General features: G+C 56.4%; 18 protein-coding genes and 1 pseudogene. 10 read left to right on the top strand and 9 right to left on the bottom strand.

Going from position 1 to position 21,591, the window contains the following annotated elements; genetic code table 11:
- Nucleotides 1–120: 120 nt before the first annotated feature.
- Nucleotides 121–699, top strand: a complete 579-nt coding sequence (locus JZI28_RS09890) for a DUF924 family protein (protein ID WP_295451514.1) — start codon at nucleotides 121–123, stop codon at nucleotides 697–699.
- A 122-nt stretch (nucleotides 700–821) separates the two neighbouring features.
- Here JZI28_RS09890 and JZI28_RS09885 read toward each other — a convergent pair whose 3' ends face one another.
- On the bottom strand, nucleotides 822–1,253 hold the full coding sequence (locus JZI28_RS09885) for a hypothetical protein (RefSeq protein WP_375700021.1): 432 nt from the start codon (nucleotides 1,251–1,253) through the stop codon (nucleotides 822–824).
- A 239-nt stretch (nucleotides 1,254–1,492) separates the two neighbouring features.
- On the opposite strand from JZI28_RS09885, the gene lpdA reads away from it, so the two are divergent.
- The 3 genes from lpdA (at nucleotide 1,493) to uvrA (ending at nucleotide 7,569) form a co-directional block, all read left to right on the top strand.
- Nucleotides 1,493–2,887, top strand: a complete 1,395-nt coding sequence (gene lpdA, locus JZI28_RS09880) for a dihydrolipoyl dehydrogenase (protein ID WP_295451519.1) — start codon at nucleotides 1,493–1,495, stop codon at nucleotides 2,885–2,887.
- A gap of 464 nt (nucleotides 2,888–3,351) precedes the next feature.
- A complete protein-coding gene (locus JZI28_RS09875) occupies nucleotides 3,352–4,527 on the top strand; it encodes an MFS transporter (protein WP_375700020.1) in 1,176 nt (391 codons plus the stop codon).
- A gap of 183 nt (nucleotides 4,528–4,710) precedes the next feature.
- Nucleotides 4,711–7,569: an excinuclease ABC subunit UvrA gene (gene uvrA / locus JZI28_RS09870; protein WP_297339966.1), complete on the top strand. Its 2,859-nt coding sequence runs from the start codon at nucleotides 4,711–4,713 to the stop codon at nucleotides 7,567–7,569.
- Between the two features lie 53 nt (nucleotides 7,570–7,622).
- Here uvrA and JZI28_RS09865 read toward each other — a convergent pair whose 3' ends face one another.
- On the bottom strand, nucleotides 7,623–8,060 hold the full coding sequence (locus JZI28_RS09865; protein ID WP_375700019.1) for an excinuclease ABC subunit A: 438 nt from the start codon (nucleotides 8,058–8,060) through the stop codon (nucleotides 7,623–7,625).
- Between the two features lie 130 nt (nucleotides 8,061–8,190).
- Here JZI28_RS09865 and JZI28_RS09860 point away from each other — a divergent pair, with 130 nt between their 5' ends.
- A complete protein-coding gene (locus tag JZI28_RS09860) occupies nucleotides 8,191–8,964 on the top strand; it encodes a helix-turn-helix domain-containing protein (RefSeq protein ID WP_375700018.1) in 774 nt (257 codons plus the stop codon).
- Between the two features lie 35 nt (nucleotides 8,965–8,999).
- On the opposite strand, the gene JZI28_RS09855 is transcribed toward JZI28_RS09860, so the two are convergent.
- The 4 genes from JZI28_RS09855 to JZI28_RS09840 all read right to left on the bottom strand — a co-directional run bounded on the left by JZI28_RS09855 (nucleotide 9,000) and on the right by JZI28_RS09840 (nucleotide 14,091).
- Entirely contained in the window at nucleotides 9,000–10,586 is a 1,587-nt protein-coding gene (locus JZI28_RS09855) for a choice-of-anchor L domain-containing protein (RefSeq protein WP_375700017.1), read from the bottom strand.
- Between the two features lie 275 nt (nucleotides 10,587–10,861).
- A complete protein-coding gene (gene mmsB / locus JZI28_RS09850; protein WP_375700016.1) occupies nucleotides 10,862–11,734 on the bottom strand; it encodes a 3-hydroxyisobutyrate dehydrogenase in 873 nt (290 codons plus the stop codon).
- Nucleotides 11,735–11,737: 3 nt separating this feature from the next.
- Nucleotides 11,738–12,778 (bottom strand): enoyl-CoA hydratase/isomerase family protein, encoded by a 1,041-nt coding sequence (locus tag JZI28_RS09845; RefSeq protein ID WP_375700015.1) that lies wholly within the window; start codon nucleotides 12,776–12,778, stop codon nucleotides 11,738–11,740.
- A 167-nt stretch (nucleotides 12,779–12,945) separates the two neighbouring features.
- Nucleotides 12,946–14,091 carry an acyl-CoA dehydrogenase family protein gene (locus JZI28_RS09840; RefSeq protein ID WP_348150364.1) on the bottom strand — a complete coding sequence of 382 codons (1,146 nt, stop codon included), beginning with the start codon at nucleotides 14,089–14,091 and terminating at the stop codon, nucleotides 12,946–12,948.
- Nucleotides 14,092–14,887: 796 nt separating this feature from the next.
- On the opposite strand from JZI28_RS09840, the gene JZI28_RS09835 reads away from it, so the two are divergent.
- Nucleotides 14,888–15,127, top strand: coding sequence for a hypothetical protein (locus tag JZI28_RS09835; protein ID WP_375700014.1), 240 nt, complete (start codon nucleotides 14,888–14,890; stop codon nucleotides 15,125–15,127).
- An 11-nt stretch (nucleotides 15,128–15,138) separates the two neighbouring features.
- On the opposite strand, the gene JZI28_RS09830 is transcribed toward JZI28_RS09835, so the two are convergent.
- On the bottom strand, nucleotides 15,139–16,485 hold the full coding sequence (locus JZI28_RS09830; RefSeq protein ID WP_040176196.1) for an IS1380 family transposase: 1,347 nt from the start codon (nucleotides 16,483–16,485) through the stop codon (nucleotides 15,139–15,141).
- 211 nt (nucleotides 16,486–16,696) lie between these two features.
- A complete protein-coding gene (locus tag JZI28_RS09825; RefSeq protein ID WP_375700013.1) occupies nucleotides 16,697–17,575 on the bottom strand; it encodes an alpha/beta fold hydrolase in 879 nt (292 codons plus the stop codon).
- A gap of 98 nt (nucleotides 17,576–17,673) precedes the next feature.
- Here JZI28_RS09825 and JZI28_RS09820 point away from each other — a divergent pair, with 98 nt between their 5' ends.
- Nucleotides 17,674–18,555 (top strand): hypothetical protein, encoded by an 882-nt coding sequence (locus tag JZI28_RS09820; protein ID WP_375700012.1) that lies wholly within the window; start codon nucleotides 17,674–17,676, stop codon nucleotides 18,553–18,555.
- Here the strand turns inward: JZI28_RS09820 and JZI28_RS09815 are convergent.
- Nucleotides 18,507–19,264: pseudogene (locus JZI28_RS09815) on the bottom strand (IS5 family transposase). The gene JZI28_RS09820 and the pseudogene JZI28_RS09815 overlap by 49 nt on opposite strands.
- A gap of 107 nt (nucleotides 19,265–19,371) precedes the next feature.
- On the opposite strand from JZI28_RS09815, the gene JZI28_RS09810 reads away from it, so the two are divergent.
- From JZI28_RS09810 to JZI28_RS09800, 3 genes are all read left to right on the top strand, one after another.
- Nucleotides 19,372–19,536 carry a hypothetical protein gene (locus JZI28_RS09810; protein ID WP_375700011.1) on the top strand — a complete coding sequence of 55 codons (165 nt, stop codon included), beginning with the start codon at nucleotides 19,372–19,374 and terminating at the stop codon, nucleotides 19,534–19,536.
- Nucleotides 19,537–19,879: 343 nt separating this feature from the next.
- Entirely contained in the window at nucleotides 19,880–20,287 is a 408-nt protein-coding gene (locus JZI28_RS09805) for a hypothetical protein (RefSeq protein WP_375700010.1), read from the top strand.
- Between the two features lie 127 nt (nucleotides 20,288–20,414).
- Nucleotides 20,415–21,502 (top strand): IS3 family transposase gene (locus JZI28_RS09800; RefSeq protein WP_375700009.1). Its coding sequence is split into 2 segments (ribosomal slippage): nucleotides 20,415–20,676 and nucleotides 20,676–21,502, totalling 1,089 coding nucleotides; the frame shifts between segments, so codons are not numbered across the junction.
- Nucleotides 21,503–21,591 lie beyond the last annotated feature (89 nt).

Genomic DNA, 21,591 nt, shown 5'->3' with positions numbered 1-21,591 from the left:
CTGTGAGGAATATTTCAGCAAACGGTCCTAAATGTTGCAAATAGTGACCTAACGTCGCTTGTAAACACCATGCAAAATGGTCTGAAGTGAACCTAGGTATTAATACGTGGAGATGGACCAATGTACGGGCCCGAAGATATCCTGAAGTTCTGGTTGGATGAAGTTGGCGAAAAAGGTTGGTATCTGAGCGATGAGGCGCTGGATGAGACCATTACAACGCGGTTCAAGGAGACCTGGGACGCAGCCTGTGAGGGTAAGTTTTCCCTGTGGCTGACCTATCCGTCGGGCACATTGGCCTATATCATCTTGATGGATCAGTTCCCGCGCAACATGTTTCGCGGCACCGGCGCGGCGTTCCGTTCTGATCGTATGGCACTCAGTGCTGCCAAGAACGCCATCCAGAGAAAATGGGATATGAAGATTGACGAACCGGCGCGTCAGTTTTTTTACATGCCGTTGATGCATTCCGAAAACCTCTGCGATCAGGAGCGTTGTGTGCGCCTGATGAAGGAACGGATGCCCGAAAGCGGCGAGTCCAATATGTTGCACGCCCGTGCCCACCGGGAAGTGATCCGCCTATTTGGACGCTTCCCCTACCGCAACGAGGCATTGCTGCGCCACAGTACCGAACCTGAGCGTGACTACGTGAGTGGCGGTGGTTATGGTGCCACCGTGCGGAACCTGCAGGCGACGGGCTAAGGCGTCAAGGCTTGGGGGGCCGCGCTTGCGTTGCTCCCGGCCTTTTGGCGCGCGGGCATCTGGCGCCCCAGCTTACCCCTTGCGGGGGTGTCACTGTTTGCCTGTGCCTGGGTCTTGGAGTGTTAGTGCAACAGCGCTGCGGAACTTGGACGGCAGCTCTCAAGCTGCGGCAGATGTGCGGCAATCTGATCTGAAAAAGCCATCGCCGCAGTCTTGACCGCAGCTGTGACCACCTGCTCCGGCAGTTCACTGATGGACTTGGTTTCTTCTTTCAGTCCTGTCAGCTGCTCTTCCAATCTGGCGAGCCGCAACCGCATCTCTGTACTGTCCGGGGTGTCAGATTGGCTCAGGGCCAGGTTCAAGGCTGAAATTTCCTCATTCATCCGTTGCAACTGGGTCTGAACCGGCACAAAACGCGTGCCGATTTCTCCCAAACGATCTGCCACATCATGGGCCGAGGCAAAGAGTTGCCAGCCCAGAAACAGGCAGAGCGCCAACAACAGCAGTGTGGCATTCAGCAGGGCTTTGATGAGGTCAAAAACAGTCTTCGTCATCGAATGGGATCACTTTACGATTCTAGCGGATATTGCGGGTAGTATAGGCGAAGTTGCAGGGCTATGATTCCGCAAAGACAAAAAGACCCGGCGCCTGTGCCTTTTTCCGCAGGGAAAAGGTTGGGTGGCGGGTGTTTGGCGCTCACCTTCATGTGAGCCCTGACTGAGTGTTTGCAGTTCTTCTGAAAGTAGTTTAACGGTAAACTAAATTATGTTGATCCTTTTGATGAGGGAAGACCATGGCCGCAGAAACCTATGATGTCATCGTAATCGGCGCCGGACCGGGGGGCTATGTCGCCGCCATTCGCTCGGCGCAGCTGGGCCTGAAGACCGCGATCATTGAGCGCGAGAACCTGGGCGGCATCTGCCTGAACTGGGGCTGCATTCCAACCAAGGCGCTGTTGCGCTCTTCTGAGGTGTTTCATCTGATGGAGCGGGCCAAGGAATTTGGCCTGGGCGCGGATAACATCACCTATGATCTTGATGCCGTCGTCAAACGCTCACGCGGGGTGGCCAAACAGCTGTCTTCTGGCATTGGCCATTTGATGAAGAAGAATAAGATCACCGTGGTAATGGGCGAAGCGACGATCCCTGCCAAGGGTAAGGTCAGCGTTAAAACGGACAAGGGCACCGAGGAGCTGAGCGCCAAGAACATCATCCTGGCCACCGGCGCACGCGCACGGGAATTGCCCGGCCTCGAAGGCGATGGCGATCGGGTCTGGACCTACCGGGATGCCCTGGTGCCGCCGCGGATGCCGAAACGCCTGCTGGTCATCGGATCTGGCGCAATCGGAATTGAATTTGCAAGCTTTTACAACACTTTGGGTGCCGATACTACAGTCGTTGAAGTGATGGACCGGGTGCTGCCGGTGGAAGACGAGGAAATCTCGGCCTTTGCCAGGAAGGCCTTTGTCAAACAGGGCATGAAGATCATGGAAAAAGCCATGGTCAAACAGCTGGACCGTGGAAAGGATACCGTCACCGCGCATATTGAAAGCGGCGGCAAGGTGGAAAAGGTCGACTTTGACACGGTGATCTCTGCCGTGGGCATTGTCGGCAATGTCGAAGGTCTGGGGTTGGAGGCGCTTGGCGTCAAGATCGACCGCACCCATGTGGTGACGGATGCCTACTGCCGCACCGGGGTTGAGGGGCTTTATGCCATTGGCGATATCGCCGGCGCCCCCTGGTTGGCCCATAAGGCAAGCCACGAAGGCGTCATGGTGGCGGATCTGATCGGTGGCAAACATGCCCATCCGGTGAAACCCGAAAGCATCGCAGGCTGCACCTATTGCCAGCCGCAGGTGGCCAGTGTCGGCTATACCGAGGCTAAGGCCAAAGAGCTGGGCTATGATATCAAAGTGGGTCGTTTTCCCTTTATCGGCAATGGCAAAGCCATCGCACTGGGCGAGGCTGAGGGCATGGTTAAAACCGTGTTTGACGCCAAGACTGGCGAGCTGCTGGGCGCCCATATGGTTGGTGCAGAAGTCACCGAGCTGATCCAGGGCTATGTGGTTGGCCGCCAGTTGGAAACCACCGAAGAAGACCTGATGAACACCGTCTTCCCGCATCCCACCCTGAGCGAGATGATGCATGAAAGCGTGCTCGACGCTTTTGATCGTGTCATTCACATGTAGCCTGGTGGCTCATTTTTTGGCTGAATTTCTCCTGTTGTCAGGGGGGGATGGCAGGTCAGTTTATCTAAGGCTGTCTTTTTTACCGCGCGTCCCCTTTTGGGGCGCGCGTTTTGGTATGTCCATTGGGCTGCGGCCCAAACCCATCGCTAAAATCTGCCTCAAGCTTTCTGAGAAAACCTTAATCAAGGTGCCGCTCCTGCCTCATTCTGCGCGTCATTCTGCGCCAGCCTGCTGCGGCGTGCACTGGAATGTGAGGGACAAATGGTAATTGGGGGCAAACAATTGAGCTTTGAACGGGTATCACACAGGGCCCTCTCCACGGTCCTTGCAATTTTGGGCCTCTCCAGGCGACCCCACTGTGAAAAGATGGCGCTGCTGCGGATCTGGCACTCAGAGGTTGCACAGTCTAAAGGTGAGCTTTAGGGCGGCCCGGTCGTTGCCCGAAACCAAAGGGGCAGGGCGCAATGGCAGCAAAGCCGATCACAACCCGGTGGCCACTGATCTTTGCCATCTGGGCAGCAGGTTTGGGGGTGGCGGCGCAATACGGTAAAATCAGTGTGATTTTTGACCGTATGGGTCTGCTGTACCCGGACGCCGGGGCGTCGCTTGGCTTTACCGTATCGCTGGTGGGTATTGTTGGTATTTTCTTTGGTCTGGTTGCGGGATTGTTTGTCAGCTCCGTTGGCTATCGGCGCAGCCTGGTTTGGGCGCTGTGGATTGGTGCCGGCATGTCTGCACTGCAGGCGCTGCATTTGCCTTTTGGCCTGTTTCTTGTCAGCCGCCTGATCGAAGGGCTGTCACACCTGAGCGTTGTCGTCGCTGGGCCTACACTGATTGCGGCGCTCAGCTCTGACCGGGACCGTGGGCTGGCTATGACCCTGTGGAGCACGTTTTTTGGCGTTGCCTTTACTCTGCTTGCCTGGTTTGGCCTGCCGCTGGTGGCGGGGTTTGGCCTATTGTCACTGTTTGCGGCCCATGGGCTGATCATGGCGGGGCTGGCGTTGTGGTTGGGCAGGGCGCTGCGGGATGTGCCTGTGCCACCGCGTGCCAAACTTCCGGCCCTGCGCGACCTGCCGGGGCTGCATCTGCCGGTCTATCGCTCGCCCTGGAAGGTGGCGCCAGCTGCGGGGTGGTTGTTCTATACCTGCTGTTTTGTCTCTATCCTGACGGTGATCCCGCCCTATATCGCAGCGGAGCAGCGCGGCTATGTGCTGGGCGCCATGCCTCTGGCCAGTATTGCCTCCTCGATGTTTTTAGGGGTCTTTCTGTTGCGCCGCTTTGCGGCTGTGAAGGTGGCGCAGCTGGGCTTTGTGTTGTCTGCCTGCGGGGTGCTGTGGCTGTGGTTGCAGCCCGGTGATCCGCTGGCCTGTCTGGCGCTGGCAGCCGCTATGGGGCTGGTGCAGGGGGGCTCCTTTGCTGCGGTGCCGCAGTTGAACCTAAAGGATGAGGATCGCGCCCAGGCGGGCGGTGTGCTGGCCCAGGCAGGCAATCTGGGCAATACCATTGGCACGCCTCTGATGGTACTGGCGCTTGGCCTGGCCGGGTTTTCGGGGCTGATGGCGGTTTTGCTGGTCCTGTTTCTGGGTGGGTTTCTTGTCCATCTGGGACTGGCCCAGATGCGGCGCCATCTGCCTGAATAGGGGGCCGCGCCACAAAATAGACCAGACCACCATATTTGGCGTGTTCTGACCAAAATGCAGGAAAATGTTCCACTAACGTTCTCATTTTTCTATTGGAGTCTGGCGCCACATTGCCTATCTGTAGGGCGAAGACTGGCAGCGGCTTAATCCCGTGGGTGCCAGAGTATTTGGCACGAGGGCAGTATGGCTGAGTTGAAATCCATCGAGGTGCGCGGCGCACGCGAACATAATCTCAAAAACATTGATGTGGATATCCCTCGCGATGAGCTGGTGGTGATCACCGGCCTGTCCGGGTCGGGGAAATCCTCATTGGCCTTTGATACCATCTACGCCGAGGGCCAGCGCCGCTATGTCGAAAGCCTGTCGGCCTATGCCCGGCAGTTCCTCGACATGATGGAAAAGCCGGATGTGGATCACATTTCCGGTCTCAGCCCGGCAATTTCCATCGAACAAAAGACCACCTCGAAAAACCCGCGCTCCACTGTCGGCACCGTGACCGAGATCTACGACTATCTGCGACTGCTGTTTGCCCGGGCCGGCACGCCCTTTAGCCCCGCCACTGGTCTGCCCATCGAGGCCCAGCAGGTGCAGGATATGGTCGACCGGGTGATGGCGCTGGAGGAGGGCACCCGCGGCTTTTTGCTGGCGCCTATCGTGCGTGACCGCAAGGGCGAGTACAAAAAGGAAATGCTGGAGCTGCGCAAGCAGGGCTTTCAGCGGGTCAAGATTGACGGTGAATTCTACGAACTGGATGAGCCGCCAACCCTGGACAAGAAGTACCGCCATGACATTGATGTGGTTGTTGACCGGCTGGTGGTGCGCGAAGGTCTGGAAACCCGGCTGGCCGACAGCCTGCGCACCGCGTTGGATCTGGCCGACGGGATTGCCGTTCTGGAAACAGCCCCGCGTGAAGGTGATCCCGAACGGCTGACCTTTAGCGAAAATTTTGCCTGCCCTGTCAGTGGTTTCACCATCCCCGAGATCGAACCACGGTTGTTTTCGTTCAATGCGCCTTTTGGTGCCTGCTCTGTCTGTGATGGGCTGGGGGTTGAGCTGTTCTTTGACGAACGCCTGGTGGTGCCGGACCAAAGTCTGAAAATCTATGACGGTGCGCTGGCGCCCTGGCGCAAAGGCAAATCGCCCTATTTCCTGCAAACCATTGAAGCCATCGCCAAACACTATGGGTTTAATAAGAACACCCAGTGGAAAGATCTGGATCCCAAGGTGCAGCAGGTATTCCTGCGCGGCTCTGGTGAGGAAGAAATCCCCTTCCGCTATGACGAAGGTGGCCGGGTGTATGAGGTCACCCGCGTCTTTGAAGGCGTCATTCCCAATATGGAACGGCGCTACCGCGAAACCGACAGCAACTGGATCCGCGAAGAGTTCGAGCGCTACCAGAACAATCGCCCCTGTGGCGCCTGTGGTGGCTATCGTCTGCGCGAAGAGGCTCTGGCGGTGAAGATTGCCGGGGAACATGCGGGGCAGGTGGTACAGAAATCCATCCGCGAGGCGCTGGCCTGGATCGAAGATGTGCCCAACCATCTGAGCAAACAAAAACAAGAGATCGCCCGTGCCATCGTCAAAGAAATCCGCGAACGGCTTGGGTTTCTCAATAACGTCGGCTTGGAATACCTGAGCCTGTCGCGGGCCAGTGGCACCCTTTCGGGGGGTGAAAGTCAGCGTATTCGCCTGGCCAGCCAGATTGGCTCGGGCCTGACCGGGGTGCTTTATGTGCTGGATGAGCCCTCGATCGGTTTGCACCAGCGTGACAATGACCGGCTGATTACCACCCTGAAAAACCTGCGCGATCAGGGCAATACGGTGATCGTGGTGGAACATGACGAGGATATGATCCGCCAGGCTGACTATGTTTTTGATATTGGTCCGGGGGCGGGCGTGCATGGTGGTGAAGTGGTCAGCCACGGCACTGCGGCGGAAGTCACCGCCGATGCGGCCTCCATTACCGGCCAGTATCTGGCTGGCGTGCGCGAAATCCCGGTGCCGGCCAAACGGCGCAAGGGCAACAAGAAAAAACTGAAGGTGGTCAAGGCGACCGGCAACAACCTGAAAAACGTCACGGCGGAATTCCCACTGGGCAAATTCTTGTGTGTGACCGGGGTCTCGGGCGGGGGGAAATCCACCCTGACCATTGAAACCCTGTTCAAGACTGCATCAATGCGGCTGAATGGTGCCCGCCAGACCCCGGCGCCTTGCGAAAGCATCAAAGGGCTGGAGCATCTGGATAAGGTAATCGACATCGACCAGCGCCCTATTGGCCGCACACCGCGGTCAAACCCGGCCACCTATACCGGTGCGTTCACCCCGATCCGCGATTGGTTTGCTGGTCTGCCAGAGGCCAAGACCCGCGGCTATAAACCGGGGCGGTTCTCCTTCAACGTCAAGGGCGGCCGCTGTGAGGCCTGTCAGGGCGACGGGGTCATCAAGATCGAGATGCATTTCCTGCCGGACGTCTATGTGGAATGCGAAACCTGCAAGGGTGCACGCTATAACCGCGAGACACTGGAGGTGCGCTTTAAGGGTAAGAGCATCGCAGATGTGCTTGATATGACGGTAGAAGATGCCCAGGCGTTTTTCCAGGCTGTGCCCTCGATCCGCGATAAGATGGACGCGCTGATGCGGGTTGGCCTGGGCTATATCAAGGTCGGTCAGCAGGCCACCACCCTGTCCGGTGGTGAGGCCCAGCGGGTAAAGCTGTCAAAGGAGCTGAGCAAGCGCTCAACCGGGCGGACGCTGTATATTCTGGATGAACCCACCACAGGTCTGCATTTTGAGGATGTGAAAAAGCTGCTCGAAGTGCTGCATGAACTGGTTGATCAGGGCAATTCCGTGGTGGTGATCGAACACAACCTCGATGTGATCAAAACAGCCGACTGGATCATTGATATCGGCCCCGAAGGCGGTGACGGCGGTGGTGAGATCGTTGCCACCGGCACACCGGAGGCCGTCGCCAAAGAACCGCGCAGTCATACTGGGCACTATTTGAAAGAGATGCTGGCAAACAAAAAAGTCGCGGCAGAATAGGTGGTTGGCCGGTATTGTTCCGGCCAATTCCATTCCAAAGGGGCGCTGAATGATCAGGCGGCCACGGGCTGTTTGGCGGGGCGATACAGCAGAATAGGTACGGCAAACAGCGCCAGGAAACCAGTGTTCAGAACCACGTTGAACCAGGCTCCGACCATGTAAGAGCCAAAGCTGTCGGGCAGGTACCAGGCCAAGACTCCAGTCAGGATCATGCGTCCGCCGATCTTTGGTGCCTTGCTATAGACTTCTGTCGTGATGCCCCAGATCAGTGTGCCGGTGCCGACCAGCAGCCCGCCTGAAATCGCTGCCAGGACATGGGCACTGGCGCTGTTCAGATCTTGTTGCCCATCCAGTGGCCAATGCACCAGGTCTAAAAAGACCTCCAGGCCAAGGTGCAGCGGCGATACGAGGGCGAGAACCATTGCCAGCCCAAAAATAACCGTGCCGATGGCGGCAAGTTTGAGCGCCTTGGTGGCGGTGTCATGTGTCATCCGTGGTCTCCTGTTTGGCGATGTCCTAAGTATCCAGCGCGGTCTGCAGGAAAACAATTACCTCAGAGGTAAGTGAACTCCCTGCCTGCGCCCATTACAGTGACCTGAAACGCAGGTGAGGATCAGCAAGATGAGTGGCTTTGGCGACATGTTGAAAGAATGGCGGGGCCTGCGCCGGATGAGCCAGCTGGATCTGGCGCTTTCGGCACAGGTCTCTGCCCGGCATCTCTCCTTTCTGGAGACCGGACGCGCCCGCGCCAGTCGCGATATGGCGCTGCGGCTGGCGCAAGAGCTGCAGATGCCGCTGGCGGCGCGCAATCAGCTCTTGCATGCCGCCGGGTTTTCCCCGGCCTTTGGGGGCGGCCCCCCCAACGATGCGGACCGTGCGCCGCTGGCGCAAGCGGTTGACTGGATGCTGGAGCGTCACGCGCCTTTTCCGGCAATTGCGATTGATCATCACTGGGTATTAAAGGCGATGAATCCCCCTGCCGCAGCCCTGTTGACCTATGCTCAATTGCAGCTCGGGGACAGCCTGATAGATGCTTTGACCACAAACGAGGCTCTGCGCGGTGCCCTGGTAAATCTGGAAGAGGTCGAAGCGCTAACTTTGATGCGATTACGCAGCGAGCTGGCGCATCTTGGCAAGGCGCCGGTCCTGCACCAGGCGGTGCAGCGATTGCAGCGCAGGGTGGCCGCACATTGCCGTCCCGTTTCAGAGGAGATGCCAGCAGTGATCCCAACCCATTATCGGTTTAACGGGCTGGATCTAAAGCTGTTTTCTACCCTGACCCAGTTCACCTCCACCGGGGATCTGGCTATGTCTGAGTTGAGATTAGAGATGATGTTTCCGGCAGATAGCGCGACCAAACAGGCCCTGTTGGCCCTATTCACCCCGGTGGATTGACACAGTTGATTGATACCGCCTATTGGCGCTGGTTCTTAGGACGATAGGCAGTGGTTTAGGAATTTGGTCTCGTGTCGGCGCAGGGCAAGGCGCGCGGCAAAGCCATAGCCAGCGCCGGTTTGCGGGCAAAGCTCTGGAAACAGGGCAAAAAGTTCGGCCTGGGTTTCGGCATCAAAACCGGCTGTTGTCTGCGGGCCGGGGTGGTAGCTTTCGCTCAATACCCCATGGGAGGTGAGGATCTCGTGCTGGTCAAACAGCAGGTGATAATAGTCGACCATCTTAAGGCTGAAATCGGGGCGAATGCCGGCGTCGTTGACCAGATCCTTGGCCTTGGCCAGCACTTCAGCTTCGCCAAACAAGAGTTCGGCAAACTGGCCGGTGATCAGCATTCGGTGGTTGGGGGAGACCCAAAGATCTGCGTCGGCGTTAAACTGCCCCTTGGCAAAGCGGATTGGCGCGGTTGCAGGGGTGACCGGAACCCGGCTATGGCCAATCCAGCGCAGCGGCTGAAACCCGTGATCATAGGTCTGGATCATCATGCCCGGCGTCAGGTTCTCAATCGCGATGGGGCCCTGATCTGTCTCAATCCGGGTGCCGCCCATGAAACAGGCCTGGGCTTGGTTGATCTCGACCAGCCCGGTGTCGCTGTCGCCGCTGTCATTTTGGGTGGTGTAGGTGAAATTTACGGTCTCATCATCGCCGTCAGATTGCACCTCGAGTGTGCCGTCCGGGTTCAAAGTGATCTGCTGACCGGTGGCCAGGGTCACTGTATCCCCAGGCGAGACTGCAATGTTATTGATATGGGTGACGGTCAGGGTGCCACCGGCAGAACTGGTATCATTGGCCAAAACATCCACTGTTTTGGTGGCGTTATAGCTCATGTCGACCTGATCGTCCTGGGCAACAAAGGCGGTCTGGACCGAGCCGCCTGCAACCAGAAGATTGGTGTCATAGTTGCTGTCAGATACATCTGCGACGCCGATCTTGATCGAGTTCAGTACACCTGCAGTTACCGGGGCGGTAAAGGTCAGGGTAATGGTGAACCCATCCATTTCGGTGTTGTACTGGTCGCCGGTGTTGTCGACATAGATGTTTTCGGTGTCGTTTTGGTTGATGTTGCCAATTGAGGCAGATCCATCGCCAATGGAGACTTGTGCCTGTACCCCGTTGACCCAAACGCCAACCACGTCGTTGTATTGCGAGCTGGAGAACTCGGGGTATTCTTCGGAGGAGAGCACAAAATCCAGCGTCAGCACATCACCGTCGGGAATGAAGTCGATCTCCATAAAGGCGGCGTCATAGGTGGCGGACCCGGCAATGGCGTTAAAGTCGCTGTCGCCATTGGTGCCGCTGGTATTGGTGCTGGTATTGCCGGAGGTATTGGTATTGGTGCTGCCGGAGCTGTTGGTAAAATCATCTACATGGCCGGTAGACAGGATGACGCCGCTATCGGCAGGGGCAACGCCTGCCACAGTTGTATCGGCGCCGCTATAGATACCCGAGGAGGCGGCATCACCGGAATAACTGGCGCTGACAACGGTGGTGCCGTCGCCAAAGATCTCCTGCGCCATCTGGTCGGCTGTGGCGGAGGTATTGATATCGAGTTCTGTCGCCGTAGGCATGTGAAATCCTGCACCCTGTAAGGGGCCGCAAAATTGCTGTGGCCCAGCCTCCGGTGTGGCTGCGAACTTGGACTGAAATGTGGAATCCCGGTGCCCATTTTCTGAATTTTAATAAAATTGAACAGTTTTTGAATCTGGTTGGGGTCAAGACCATTGGCCGACGCCTTTATGTGGCGCACATAAAAACGCCCGGCCCGGAGGTGCCTCAGTGTTGAAAGAGGCAGGTCCGGACCGGGCAAAAGGCGCTTTACGCCAGGGCTTGCAAGAGGCTTGGTTTAGCTACGGCTGCGCTTTTCAAAACGGGGCAGCATGGCAGAAAAGTCCATGCCAAGCCCGTCTTCGCTTTCGACAAACTTGCTATACAATGCCTGCGCCAGCTCGCCCATCGGGGTGTCAGCATCGGCACTTTCGGCGGCCTGCTGGCTGAGACGCAGATCCTTGAGCATCAGTTCCGCCGCAAACCCTGGCTTGTAATCGTTGTCGGCGGGGGACTGCGGGCCAACACCGGGGGCAGGGCAATAGGCATTCATGGTCCAGGAATAGCCCGAAGAGGTGGAGACCACATCGAACATCTTTTGCCGGTCCAGACCCAGTTTGTCGGCCAGCGCAAAGGCTTCGCAGGTGGCAATCATGGTCACGCCGAGGATCATGTTGTTGCAGATCTTGGCGGCCTGGCCGGCACCGGCCTCGCCACAATGCACCGCCTTCTGGCCCATGATATCAAACAGCGGGGCCGCCTTGGCAAAGGCTGCGGCGCTGCCGCCAGCCATAAAGGTCAAGGTGCCCCCAGCGGCACCACCGATGCCGCCGGATACTGGCGCATCGACAAACAACAGATCTGCGGCCGCGGCCTGTTCAGCGACAGCTCGGGCGGAATCCACATCCACGGTGGAGCAATCCACCAGGGCAGCACCTGCCTGCATGGCAGGCAGCACCTCAGCGGCAACGGCGCGCAGGATCTGGCCATTGGGCAGCATGGTGATCACCACATCAGCGCCGGTTGCAGCCTCAGCGGCAGACCCGGCCATGGAGACGCCCGCAATCGTGACGCTGGCCATGTCAAAGCCCAGAACCTCGTGGCCCTCTTTGGCGAGATTGGCGGCCATAGGGGCGCCCATATTGCCAAGACCAATAAATCCGATTTTCATGTGTTATTCCTCCTCAAAAACCAGGGCGTCTGCACCCAGCGGCATCAGCATCTGGCTGACGGCGCTGGCGGGAACATCCTGCTCTGCATATTGCCACTTCGGCTGGCGGTCCTTGTCGATGATCTGGGCACGAATGCCTTCGAGAAAGTCGCCCTTGTCCATGGCGCGATAGGTGAAGCGGTATTCATGCTCCAGCGCCTTTCGAATGCTCAGATTGCTGTCGCGCAACCGGTGCAGCAGCTCGACCGTGCAGGCCATGGAGAGCGGCGCATTGCGCCCCATTGTCTTCAGCGCCTTTTCTGCAAAATCGCTGGGCTCGGCCTTTAGCACAGTCAGGATGTCGGACAGGGTTTCGCCAGCAAAATAGCGGTCGATCTCGGCTTGCTGGAGTCCCAATGTGCCCGCAGGTGGTTTTTGCGACGCCACCTGCAAAATTGCCGGATCGCCGTCTTTTTGCAGCCCGTTGATCAGTACCGGCCAAAAGCTTTCGGGGATGTAGAAATCGGCAAACCCGGCATAGATCGCGTCTGCGGCCTTCATGCGTGCGGCGGTGGTGCCGAGATATTCGCCCAGACGCCCCGGCGCCAAGGTCAACATCAAAGAGCCGCCCACATCGGGTATCAGGCCAATGCCGACTTCGGGCATGGAGATCTGGCTGCTGTCGCCCACCACACGGTGGGTGCCATGGCAGCCAATGCCGACGCCCCCGCCCATGGTGAAGCCCTGCAGAAAGCTGACCACCGGTTTGGGATATTCAAAGATGAGCGCGTTCAGGCGGTATTCGTCGCTCCAGAACTTGCGCCCATAGGCATAATCGCCTGCGGTGCCAGTGTCATACAGCTCGGCAATGTCGCCGCCGGCGCAGAAAGCCTTTTCCCCCTCTGCATCAATGACCACCAGGTTCACCGCGTCATCACTGGCCCATTGGCGCAGGGCGGCGTCAATGGCCATGCACATGTCATAAGACAGCGCGTTCAGGGCTTTGCCGCGGGTGAGGGTGATGCGACCGGCCTTACCGGTCACACGGATATTGATATCGCTCATAGTTTCCTCGCAGTTTGCCCGGGTCAAACATCCGGTAACCTGTTGCCCTGGACCTGGGCAGCTGATTACCGGCCGTGAGAGGCTTGAACCGGGCGACGTGTTCTGGCCTGAAGTGAACGGGCCTGGTTTGTACGGGCCTTAGGTATGTTGGCCTATGTGTACTGGGCTTAGCTGTGTTCGGCCAGCATGTGGCGCGCCACAATCACCCGCATGATCTCGTTTGTGCCCTCAAGGATTTGGTGCACCCGCAGATCCCGCACCAGCTTTTCGATGCCGTAGTCTGCCAGGTAGCCGTAGCCGCCATGTAGCTGCAGGCATTGATCGACGATTTTAGATCCCGCCTCGGTCACGAATTTTTTGGCCATGGCGCAATGCTTGCTGGCATCGGGGGCACCTTGATCCAGCTTCCAGGCCGCCTGCCGCAAAAAGACACGTGCCGCCTGCAGTTCAATTTCCATATCCGCGAGGCGGAACTGCAGCCCCTGGAACTGGTCGATGCTTTGGCCAAAGGCCTTGCGCTCGGACATGTATTTCATCGTCAGGTTCAGCGCGGTCTGGGCGGCCCCCAAAGAACAGGAGGAGATGTTCAGGCGTCCACCATCCAACCCCATCATGGCGTATTTGAAGCCCTTGCCCTCTTCGCCAACCAGGTTGTTGGAGGGGATCTTGCAATCATCAAACTGCACTTGGGCGGTGGGCTGGCTTTTCCAGCCCATCTTTTCTTCCAGCCCGCCAAAGGACAGCCCCGCAGTGCCGTCTTCGACATAGACGGTGGAAATGCCCTTGGGACCGTCGTCCCCCGTGCGCACCATGCAGACATAGGCGTCGGAATAGCCCCCCCCCGAAATAAAGGCCTTGTTGCCGTTCAGTGTATAACCTTGGTCGGTCTTTTCCGCGCGGGTTTTCAGCGCAGCCGCATCAGAGCCAGAGCCCGGCTCGGTCAGGCAATAGCTGAGCACGGTGTTCAGTGACAAAACATCCGGCATGATCCGCGCCTTCATTTCGTCGCTGGCAAAGCTGTCCAGCATCTTGGCGCACATGTTGTGAATGGACAAAAAGGCCGCCACCGACGGGCAGGCCATCGACAGGGCTTCAAATACCAATGTGGCGTCCAGCCGCGTCAGGGCGGAGCCGCCGCTGTCTTCGCTGACATACAGCCCGCCAAAGCCAAGCTCGCCCACTCGCGGCCACAGCTCTTTGGGGATGGTGCCCTCAGATTCCCACTGACGTGCAAAAGGCGCGATATTTTCCTGGCCAAATGCATGAGCCATATCAAAAATCGCGGTCTGTTCCTCGGTCAAAGCAAAATCCACGTCCTGTCCTCCCTGGCGTGTATGAATTGAACGGTCGTTTATTTAATAGCGTGCCGAAGCCACAAGAGCAAGCAGCGTGGGCGCAAAGTGGTGTTGCAATAATAAGTGTAGCGGGACTGTAGCGGGACACTTCATTTTGCAGTGCGGGTGTAGCGGGACACTTCGTTTTGCAGTGCGGGACACTTCCCATTGCAGCAAAACTTTCTAGACGAACGCCCTGTTTTATATGTCAGAACTGAACCCGAGGCCACCCACCTTTAGTGCCAATTTCGAGGTGAGTTTGGGACACTTCCCATTGCAGTACGGGACACTTCCCACTTCAAACTCACTTATAGAGCATCCCGAACCGTTTAAAATGTCCAGCTGCGGCTGTCTTTAAAGGCCGTTTAAAGGGGTTTTAAACTGCTCGAAGCCAAGCTCCTGGGGCACGCCCCTCAATTCTTCCCAACCTTGGGGCCGTAGCATTACTCTTAGAGCTGTGGTGCCTTCCGGCGGGAAAGAGTGCCACATGGGCGCCTCCTCCATTGTCTGGGTCAAGGAAATTCAACTTATACAGAATGCGGGCGACACGCTCCCGGACAGGTTTCAAAATGGGCATCGCTATACTTCTCTGCTCTGGCTCGCGACGAGCGTCGGCAGCTCAGTTCCAAATGGCGTTAGCGGCTGCTTTCAGCCCTTTCGAGACATTCATGCTAAGTGCAGCGATCGGCCAGGCGCTTACACAGAGGGTGGAAAGGAGATGTTCGCTGCGAGTGCAACACGAGCCCGCCCATCTCGCTGAAAGCGGACACTCCAAATGCCGCAGTTCAGTTCTCTTGAACTGACATTCCCCAAGTGGAACGTCCTCCCGCCCACCTTGCCGCTGTTCTGCGCTCCTATCAAGCCTCTTGGACCCATGGTGCCGTTGTTCGGGCATCTGACGCGCGAACTGAGCACGATTTCCGGTCTCGGGGGCGAGGTTGATCCGGATATTGGTCTGACCGACCCCCGTATGGATAGACCGGTTGAGCCGCTTTTGTTCAGGTTTTATGATTAACGATGTTGTCATTAGGGAACCGGCGGTGCGCGCAGCCGATGTATGGCCGCAAGGATGCGGTTGAACAGATCGCCGCTGACAGCCACCTCGGCCAGTTGGAAGGTGATTGCACGGGCGTGACGCACAACCCTCGCACCAATCTTGATCAATCGCGTCTGCAGGCTTGTCAGTGACCAGTCGGCTATCTCATCAGGTAGATCAGTGCCCTGTAGGAAGGCACCGATATTGTAAGCCAGTGCATGGAGTTGCAGCCGCACCTCGTTCTGCGCCATGCCTTTGCAGGACAAACGGGTCCAGTTGATCGCCTGCTTGCCTTCCTTGATGTATTGCTCGGCGGTGCCGCGTTGGTTGTAGAAGCGGATGATCCAGTCGGGTTCCATCGGCATGTTGGTGACCACGAAGCCCACGCGCGGGAACAACTCGCTGGGATGCCATTCCACCTTGGCGATGACACGACGAGGTTTGTCCCAAGATGCCGCCTGATATTGGAAGTCGCCGTAGATGCGCTTCACGCCTTTTGGCGGACGACCCACAGGGCGCTTGAGCAGATGCGCAATCTTGCCCTGAAGAACGCGATTGGCCCGAAGGCGGATGGCGTAGAAATAGTTTTCCAGTTCCAGAGTTTTGTATAGCTCCGGGATGGCGAACGCAGCATCCCCCCGGAAGAACCGCATCAGGTGACGATCCGCATATCGCGCGATGACGGGCTTCAGAACCTCTTCCCACCCATCTGCGCTGTGAACATTGCCGGGGCGCAGGGCGCAGCGTTCCAAATGGCCAAACTGGTTGAAGACGAACAGCGGGTGATAGCACATGCAGCCGAAATGCCCGTTCCAAGCGGTGCCTTCTTGCGCGCCGTGGGTGGGACTGACTGAACTGTCCATGTCGAGCGTGATCCACTTGGGCGGTTTGCGATTGTGAACCCGGTCGATCCAGTGTCCTGATAAATCCGCCAGCACAGTGCGATTGTCGGTTGCCGCCAACACCTCGGTCTCGAACCGTCCCATCTGGCTCGCAGACGCGGCCTTGGCCTCAACGGCACGCCCTCCAACGACCTGCCGCATCACCGGATCAAGCGATAAACGGTCCGCGTCATTAACATCATCATATCCGGCCAGCCGCCCAAAGACCGACTGGCGCAACAAGCCGACCAGTGAGTGCAGGCGATTGTGGCCAGTTCGCGTGTCTCTCAGAAATCCGCCCGCAATGTCGTGCAGGCCGAGCACTTCATCCAATTCCCTGAACAACAGTAATCCACCGTCCGAGCTGATCTTGGAACCATGAAACTCCAGCCGGACCCGGCGGTCAAAACTGAGCCGCCCATCACCCGTTTCGCGTGCACCCTCTGGGTGATCCATAATCCACCACCTTCAGCCAAATTAACATACTGAAATATAACACATTAGTGGCCGTTGGAGGCGCGAAAACGTCAAGTTACTTGGGAAATGCGGGTTGATTGATGCTGCACAGTGGCGGAATGTCCAGTTTCGAGAACAAGAGACACTGGTTAGCCAATTGCTCGATCCCCCGTCTAACAGGGAACCGAGCGCCTTTTCGTGCTACACAAAACTATTTTATTTTGTCGAGCATATTACCAAGAATGGGGTTGAACTGCTCTGGATATTCCCAAAACATCATGTGACCGCCAAAAGAGTCTACTTGGCTATTTGGCAGGTTTACGTTGACGTAGGCCACTGCAGTGTCCGCCCAGTGATCTGCCACGACGAAGCTTGATGGCATTGCCGCGTCGATCTCTTTGGCTGTCGCCATATAGTTGCTGAACATACCTGCTGCTAAGTATGCAGAGGCCACCCAAGGCGGTGAGCTCATGGACTGGTCAACAACCCACTGCGAAAGCTCAGATGTGTAATCTTGCTCTATCATCACTTCATCCGCGTACCAGTTGATGACATCGCGATGGCCCTGCGAGGTTTGAACGGCTTGATAAAAACCCGCGATATCGGCAACTGAGCCTTCGGCCCAATCACCGTCAACCCCTGTAAGCGGTGTGGGGGAGAGGTCAATGCACATATGCGCCGCAGCGGATTCGACACCATTGACCTTGATAAACTCCCAGGTGGTTAGACACCCGAATGACCACCCGACAAGTGCCGGGTTCTCAACGCCGAGATGGTCCAGCAATGCCTTCAAGTCTGCCCCTTGGGTCGTATAGTTGTTGCCTTCCAACGTTACCGTTGAACGACCGTGACTGCGCGGATCAAAAGAGATCACGCGATATGTGTCGGCAAACGCGCCGAATTGGTTTGCGAAGACCTCGGTCGTAAATGTCCAACCCGGAACCAGTACCAGCGCAGGCCCTTCCCCCTGAACTTCGTAGTAAATTTCAACGCCCGGCTCTACTTCCAAATAGTCGCCAGCCAGTGCTGCGCCTGCTGAAACAGCGCACGTTGCCGCAAGGCATGAACCGAGGATATTTTTTCGCGACATGACTTTCCCTCCATGTTGTGTATCAATGTCTTGTGAACCAAAGGATACCCCCGCATCTGCCACGCGGTTATCCAGAATGCGCACAAGGAAATGGGCAAATGTTGGGTGAAGTCACTGAGTCAGGGCTGAAATATCCAGAATCCGCCGACGTGAGGTTTGCGATCCAAGATATGCAGTTCGAAAACATTGACCAACAGGCAGCGTGCCTGACTGACCATGATCAAAAGTACCATCAAATAAGCCGTGGAAAATACCAAGGCCAGTTCCGGACAGTTTTGTTGGGCGAACAGGTTGCGTTGTACTTCGAGACATTCAACCAAACCTTGGACCAATGGGGAGCGTCACCATCTGACCGGTACGGGTTTATTTTCTTCATGGACCCCACGAACTTCGGACATCTCGGAAACAATAGCTTTACGGGTGAGGATATTTTATTCCTGCCACCCGGTCATTCGTTTGATTTTCGTTGCACGCCTCAGACACGCTTTTGTGTTGTAAGCATTGACCATATTGCATTTGAACAATTGGTTCATGACGGTTTTGAGGCTGATACAGCTTTAACTAAGCTCCGCCACCAAACATCCATTATCCGCGACCCGGACTGTGTTTGCCTGTTACGGCAGATCATTACGTTCATTGTCCGCCGACTCCGTTTGCAGCAAGGCAACGATCTATCAGCCGGAACGGAGTTGGGTGCAAAGCGTTCGCTGTGCGAATTGTTGGCGGGGATTGTGGCTCACCCGCAGACAGCAGGTTCAGTCTCGAAACTTCACAAAACCGAAACGTCAGTGGGATTGGTCCGATGTATCCGTGACCATATCCGAAACCGTCGAGGCATCGCAGTTGGACCAGATCAACTTGCTGAGGAGTTTTCCGTTTCACGGCGCCACTTGGAACGTATATTTCGAAGTAAACTAGGGCCCGTGGACATTCATCTTGAAGCGATGATGACAGCTGCGAGATGCCAGTTGGCAGCATAGCTGGACGCTGTTTTCTCGTACCGGGTCGCTATGGCTCTGAATTCCTTGATCTTTGCGAAGAAATTCTCGATCAAGTGCCGCCATTTGTAGGCGTGTTTATCGTAATCGCGCAGGAACTTGCGGTTCGCTTTCGGTGGGATGATGGCGGTGGCACCGCGCGCATCGAGTTCTGTGAGCAGCCAATCGGCATCAAATGCCTTGTCGGCCAAGAGAGCATCAAAGGCCACGCCATCGATGAGCGGTTCGACGCCCTTCATGTCGTGAGCCTGACCAGGCAGGAGTACGAAGTCAGCCAGGTTTCCTAGGGCGTCGACCAAAGCAACGATCTTGGTGGTCAATCCGCCACGCGACCGCCCGATGGCTTGATTTTGAGTCCCCCCCTTGCGCCGCTCGCCTTCTGGTGAGCCTGAACAATCGTGCCGTCGATCATTGCGTATTCGAAATCTGGATCCCCACTGATTTCCTTGAAAATTCGCTCGAATACGCCGCCCTCAGCCCATCTGCGAAACCGTCGGAACACGCTGTTCCAGTTGCCGAAATAAGCAGGCAGGTCACGCCACGGCAACCCTGTCCGCACACGCCATAGCACGGCTTCGAGAAACAGACGATTATCCTTGCCCGTCACACCCGCATCGCCCTCCTTGCCAGGCAAGTGCGGCGCGAGGCGAAGCCAGACGTCATCTGTCAACACAAACCGCTCTTCGTTCATTCAAACCTCCATTTTGGAAGCTTGAATCAGAATTCAGACCGGTTGGGAATCCTGAATGTCCACGGGCCCTAGGTCATAGCCCGGCTGCGTATATTCAAATTGTAAAATTGAATGAATTTCGTTCTGCACTATTGCGGCCTGAAAACGAGAAGGCCTGTATCGGCGATGTTGCCGCAGATTTCAGCATCTGGCATTTGAGCAGACTTGCACAAAACTACCGACATCAATTTGGCGAGCTTCCGTCAGACTCTCGCAAAACACTAGTAACTTGAACGAACCATCTGGATCCATTGGGTTTCATTTTCTATAGCCGCCATTCATAGAACCTGCAGCGAATTCACCCTTTGTCCCGCAGTCCTGCCCTCCGGCCAACTAAAATGCTGCACAACGTGTCGAATGGCTGGTTTGGTGAAGCAGCAACGCAGAACCTGGCTAGTCGCCCAAAGGCCGGCCAGGGCCGTCTCCAACGGTTGATCTCGCAGTGTCATCTTCGGTTGCTGCGTCAGCTTCAATAGCGGCTGTGAGCCCACTTTGACATCCACATGTGTAGACAACACGGGTGCACAGTAGCGGATTTCTTATGCAAACGTCTGATGATCTGATACGCGTTCCAATATGAACAAATCAGACGCTATTAAGTTTCAATCCCTCTTCGATGAAGGTGAACTATCAACACTCGCCAAGGGACTTGAGCCGTTCCTGAGAGAAGGTGATTTGGACGCCCGCTATCTCGCATGCAGCTTTTCGATTGATCCCAACGAAACCGGCGAAGCCCTTGATCTTCGGAGAATACAGGAGCTTAAGGTTCTAGCGTCGATGTGGCATAGAGCTTCCCTCGTTGATCTTGCATGGGCATATCGTCATGGGGATGATGTCGAACGCAACGAGCAAAAGTTCCAAAATTTAATGACGGCGGCGGCTCTTCTCGGCGATCAGAACGCAGCCCGGGTACTTGCCGAGTACCTTGAATTTGAACTCGGTGAGACTGGCCTAAGTTCAATTGTCGATCAGCGGAATGTTTAATCGGAGGCTGAGTAAGCTTCGAACGTAGACGGCAACTTCGTCCCGCATAGCCGACCGGTAATCCCCCCTAAAAATAGTGGTGTTCCAAAGTAGAATTTTCTCGGCAAGATATCTGAGGAGATTTATGATGAAGAATGGACGATTTAGCGACGCGCAAATCATGGCAGTGTTGAAGCAGGCGGAGGGCGGTGTGTCGGTCTCTGAGCTTTGCCGCGAGCACGGAATGAGCAGCGCGAGTTTTTACAAATGGCGGGCCAAGTTTGGCGGCATGGACGCGTCCTTGATTTCCGAGATGAAGGATATGGCGGAAGAGAACCGTCGTCTGAAGCGCATGTATGCCGAGATGAGCATGCAAAACGACCTGCTGAAAGAAGCGCTTGGAAAAAAGCGTTAAGGCCGTCTCATCGGCGAGAGATGGCCATGAATGCAGTTGCGCAATATGGGGTCAGCATAGCTCTGGCCTGCCGTGCGTTCGAGATCAGCGAGACCTGCTATAGATACAGCCCTGTGCTGAGCGATGACAACGAAGAGATCGCAGATTGGCTTGAACGCTTGACGGCTAACAAGCGGACCTGGGGCTTCGGCCTGTGCTTTTTGTATCTGCGCAACGTGCAGGGCTATGGCTGGAACCATAAACGTGTCTACCGGGTCTACTGTGAGCTGGCGTTGAACCTGCGTATCAAGCCGAAGAAACGCTTGAAGCGGGACAAGCCGGAACCACTGGCTGTGCCTGAAAGACCAAATGAAACTTGGTCCATGGACTTCATGGCGGATCAGCTGGCGGATGGCCGGTCGATCAGGGCATTAAACGTCTTGGATGACTTCAATCGCGAAGGACTGGCTATTGAGGTCGACTTCTCGCTGCCTGCTGAACGTGTCGTGCGTGCGCTGAACCAGATCATTGAGTGGCGCGGAAAGCCCCAAGCTATTCGTGTGGACAACGGCCCAGAATACGTCAGCGGGAAGCTCATGGAATGGGCTGAGAAACGCAATGTGCGGCTCGAATATATCCAGCCCGGTAAGCCCCAACAGAATGCCTATATCGAGCGCTACAACCGCACCGTTCGTGGCGAATGGCTGGGGCAATACATCTTCGAAACCATCGAGGAGGCACAGGACCAGGCAACACAATGGCTCTGGACTTACAACAACGAGCGACCCAACATGGGCATCGGCGGCATGACACCCGCCATGAAACTGAAAACGGCTGCGTGAATTCTACGGCTGGACCCAATTAAAAATGGGGGGATTACCGTGCCTTAGATACAGCACCTCCATTTCCTCTTCGAATTCTTGAATGTTCT

This window comes from Pseudophaeobacter sp. TrK17 (assembly GCF_042192375.1).
GTDB lineage: Bacteria > Pseudomonadota > Alphaproteobacteria > Rhodobacterales > Rhodobacteraceae > Pseudophaeobacter.
The sequence above is the reverse complement of the archived record's forward strand: the minus strand, read 5'-3'. Positions and strand labels throughout refer to the sequence as shown.